General features: G+C 63.2%; 5 protein-coding genes. 1 reads left to right on the forward strand and 4 read right to left on the reverse strand.

The genetic code is table 11. The features are described 5' to 3' along the window. On the forward strand, positions 1–715 hold a 715-nt coding region (locus VFG33_RS12630), incomplete at its 5' end, for a sensor histidine kinase (RefSeq protein ID WP_325025811.1). Between the two features lie 21 nt (positions 716–736). Here the strand turns inward: VFG33_RS12630 and vanA are convergent. The 4 genes from vanA to VFG33_RS12650 all read right to left on the reverse strand — a co-directional run. Then, positions 737–1,762 carry a D-alanine--(R)-lactate ligase gene (vanA, locus tag VFG33_RS12635; RefSeq protein ID WP_325025813.1) on the reverse strand — a complete coding sequence of 342 codons (1,026 nt, stop codon included), beginning with the start codon at positions 1,760–1,762 and terminating at the stop codon, positions 737–739. Further along, complete coding sequence (gene vanH / locus VFG33_RS12640; protein WP_325025816.1) at positions 1,759–2,802, reverse strand: D-lactate dehydrogenase VanH; 1,044 nt, start codon at positions 2,800–2,802, stop codon at positions 1,759–1,761. The genes vanA and vanH overlap by 4 nt, the downstream gene beginning before the upstream one ends. A gap of 91 nt (positions 2,803–2,893) precedes the next feature. Further along, complete coding sequence (locus tag VFG33_RS12645; protein WP_325025818.1) at positions 2,894–3,691, reverse strand: alpha/beta fold hydrolase; 798 nt, start codon at positions 3,689–3,691, stop codon at positions 2,894–2,896. Beyond that, on the reverse strand, positions 3,688–3,980 hold a 293-nt coding region (locus VFG33_RS12650; protein ID WP_524538130.1), incomplete at its 5' end, for an SRPBCC family protein. The genes VFG33_RS12645 and VFG33_RS12650, both read right to left, overlap by 4 nt.

Below are 3,980 nucleotides of genomic sequence, written 5' to 3' on the forward strand. Positions count from 1 at the left end.
ACTAGCCGATGCCTTCGACAACATGCTTGCGCGGCTCGAAGCACAAGTCGCCGAGCAGCAGAGGTTCGCAGCCAACGCCTCCCACGAGCTGCGCACTCCGCTGGCGATCACGCAGACACTCCTCGAGGTGGCCCGCAACGATCGCGACCGCGACACCGGTGAACTGGTCGACCGCCTCTACGCCGTCAACACCCGCGCGATCGACCTCACCGAAGCACTGCTCGTGCTCAGCCGCGCCAACCAGCGGTCCTTCACCCGAGAGCACGTCGACCTGTCCCTCGCGGCGGAAGAAGCCACTGAGACGCTTCTCCCCCTCGCGGAGAAGCGTGGCCTCACCATCGAGACCTACGGCGAGGTCACCCCGACCATCGGCTCACACGCGCTCCTGCTGCAGTTGACCACGAACCTCGTGCACAACGCGATCGTCCACAACCTGCCTGAACAGGGCACCGTCTGGGTCACGACCAGCGTTCGCCCCAGGACTGTGGTGCTCGTGGTCGAGAACACCGGCGAGAAGCTCACCCCACAGCTGGTTTCCACGCTGGTCGAGCCGTTCCAGCGCGGCACCGGACGTGTACGCACCGACGACACAGGTGTCGGCCTTGGCCTGGCAATCGTCAAGAGCATCACCCAAGCGCACGACGGGACCCTCACCCTCACCCCCCGCCTCGGCGGCGGGCTCCGCGTCACGGTGCAACTACCGCTTGCTGATTAACTGCTGCCTGCCGCCCGTCCTTCATTGGATCTTTCCTGTCACGGCCAGCGACACCAAGCGGTCGATCACCTCGGCCCGCGACAGGCCGGCGGCATCCATCATTCTGGGATAACGGCTGTAGGAGGTCATGCCGGGGAAAGTGTTGACCTCGTTGAGGATGACCTTTCCGTCTTCGGTGAGGAACAGGTCCACACGCGCCAGCCCCCTGCATCCCAGCGCGCGATAGACGGCCCTTGCGGTTTCCTGTACGAGCGAGCGGGACGCCGGCGAGATGTCCGCGGGAACGACTACCGTCGAGTTGTCGGAGCCGCTCTCAGGCGAGCTCTCCTGGTGGATCTTGAAGAAGCCGTGAGACAGCACGATTTGATCTACCTCACCTGAGATCAGATCCCCATCGTTCCCCAGGACGGCACAGCCGACCTCGCTGCCGACGATGGCCTCTTCGATCAGCACCTTCGAGTCGTACTGCCTCGCAGCGTCCACCGCGGCCGACAGTTCTTCCTTTCGAGAAACCTTGCTGACACCGAAAGACGACCCCGAGCGGGCCGGCTTCACGAAGACGGGATAGGTGAGCCGGTCGGGACCGATGTTCTCGTTCGCCGGTACGGTCCAGAAGTTCGGCGTAGCAATTCCCGCGTTGCCGGCGACGAGGTAGGCAAGGGATTTGTCCATGCACAGAGCAGAACTTTGGATATCGCAACCGACGTAGGGGATGCCGGAGAGCTCCAACAGCCCCTGGATCGCCCCGTCCTCGCCGAGCTTGCCATGCAGAACGGGCAACACGACGTCCAGACTGATCGTTTCGTAGCGCCCCTGCTCCAGAACAAGCAACCCCTGGACGCTTCTGTCCGGCGACAGCACAGCCGGACGGCCGCTCTCCCAGTCGCCGTCCGGGCCATCACAGAGCTTCCAAGCACCATCCTTCGTGATCCCGATGTAGAACGGTTCGTACTTCTCGGGATCGAGATGCGTTGCGACCTCTTGCGCGGATTTGACGGAGACGGGATGTTCCTCGGAACAGCCGCCGAACAGAATTCCGATTCTCATATCCATTGCTGCTTTCTGTTCTCAAACTTCAGACAGTTGACGACAGAGTTCTCGACGGTGTCACTCAGGGCACGGTCCGTGTAGTAGGCGGTATGTGGACTGATAATCACATTCGGCAGTTCTTGCAGCCGCAGCAGCGCCTTGTTTTCAATGGGCTTGCCGCTGCAGTCGACGTAGAATATTCCCTCCTCCCCTTCGAGGACATCCAACGCCGCACCGCCCAAGTTGCCGCTTTCCAAGGCTGGAACAAGCGCCTCGGTATCGAGAAGTGGACCGCGTCCAGTATTGACAATGAACACGCCGTGCTTCAGTTGCCCGATACGTTCACCGTTGAGGAGATGGTGGGTGTCCACGGTGAGCGGCGTATGGAGCGTCACAACGTCGCTCAACTGGAGCAACTCATCGAGAGGAACGTAGTCGGCAGAAGTCTTGGGATGGTTGTCATAGGCCACTACTCTGCAGCCGAAGCCCCGCAGTCGGTCCATCACGGCTGCGCCGATGCGTCCCGTTCCAATGACTCCGACGGTCAGATCGCGCAACTCTCTCCCGCGGACCTCGTTCAATCTGTAGTCACGAGCATCCGCACGCCTGATCGTGGATTGCGCATTTCGCAGCACCATCAGCATCAACATCAACGTGTAATCAGCCACGCTGTCGGGCGAATAGGCGACGTTCTCCACGGAGATGCCGACGCTCTCCGCGTACTCCACGTCGAGGTGGTTGTATCCGATGCTTCTCGTGGAGATATACGTCACGCCGGCCTGACTGAGCGCCAGAAGAGTGGAGTTGGTGATTCGAGCCTTGTGGCCGACGCTGATGCATCGGTTTCCCAACGCCAGGTCGATATTGGCTTCAGAGACCGCTGCCGCGGTGATGGTTGGCTTCACGCCAAGGCGAGGCGCCGTCTCCCGGAACAGAGCGGCCTCGTCCTGCCCGCATCCATAGATCGTCAGCCCCGTTCTCGGGGCGGCCGAGGAGAGCCAGGACGCCAGCGATCGGGGCCGGCGAGCCGCTGTTCGTGCTGGTTCGCTGTAGGACATGCCTCCAGTCAAGGCAGCCTGATGTTGCCCTCACGTATCTGGTTTTCGATACGCCGACGATATGCACCGGCCCAGTGCCTCACGAGGCCGATCAGCTGAAGAACTCATGCAGGATCGGAGCGACCACCAACGGGTCGGCGACGTGGGAGGTGACCGGGACGACCTTCCGCTCCGCGTGAGGCATGCTCGCGACGAGAGCGTCGGCGGCCTCGTCGAAGAAGCCCGGCTCCAATTGCTGCATGGTGGAATCGAGGCCCGCGCCGGTCGCGACCAACGTCGGTTGGCTGATCCTCGCGAACCGCTCGACAGACGGCCGACCGTCGCCGAGGCAGGCGGCGTCGTACATCAGCGTGTGAACGAGCCCCTCCGACGCTGCCCACTCCGTCGACCCTCGGGCCGCAGCGATGTCCTCCTCGGTCGAACCCGCCAATTGCATGAAGAGTGCGAGCGCTTCGCCGCGTCGTCCCTGCGCGAGCAGAGCCCCGAGGTTCTCGACGTACTCCTGCCACTGCTTCAGCATCTCGTCGGACAAGAAGTACGGCACCTCGTAGATCCCCAGCCGGTCGACCGCGAGACCCGCTGCCGCTGCCTCGAGGACGAGCGCGCCGCCCGACGATACGCCGTACAGGTGCACTGGGCTTCCAGCCTCGGCGATCAGGGCCTCGAGGTCTTCGATCTCGCGTACCAGCGCGTAAGGAAGGGTGTCGCCGCTGAGTCCGCGACCCCTGCGGTCGTAGTTGTAGACGGTGAAGTACCGCGCGAGTTCTTCGGTGAGCGGAGCGTTCTCGGATCGATCCGCCAGACCCCCACCTACCAGTACTACGGCCCGCCCGCTCCCCTGCCGTTCGTAGTCGATCGACGTACCGTCCTTCGACCGCACGCGACTCATGCCGCCGCCTCAGCCAGCGAGACCGTGAGCTCCTCGACCAGATCCCACCCCTGCTGCATGCCTTCCTCCATACCCGACTGGAGGACGAGGTCGCGAGTCGCCTGGTCCTTCGCCTGGGCGAGCATCGTCAACGTCGTCCGGCCGCCCCGCTCGGTGAACGTGACCGTGTTCACCACCTCGGCGACCGTGACCGGGCCCAGGCCGCCGCTCCACCAGCGCTTGATCGACTCTGGCGTCATCCACACCTGGTAGACAAGGTGTTTCGGGGCGTCGAACTCCCGGGTGATCA

It is taken from the genome of Kribbella sp. (assembly GCF_035687465.1).
In the GTDB taxonomy this organism is placed as follows: Bacteria; Actinomycetota; Actinomycetes; order Propionibacteriales; family Kribbellaceae; genus Kribbella.

Coding starts and splice junctions, on each gene's coding strand:
- vanH (WP_325025816.1), bottom strand. CDS start 2,802: ATGTCCTACAGCGAACCAGCACGAACAGCGGCTCGCCGGCCCCGATCG.
- vanA (WP_325025813.1), bottom strand. CDS start 1,762: ATGAGAATCGGAATTCTGTTCGGCGGCTGTTCCGAGGAACATCCCGTC.
- VFG33_RS12645 (WP_325025818.1), bottom strand. CDS start 3,691: ATGAGTCGCGTGCGGTCGAAGGACGGTACGTCGATCGACTACGAACGG.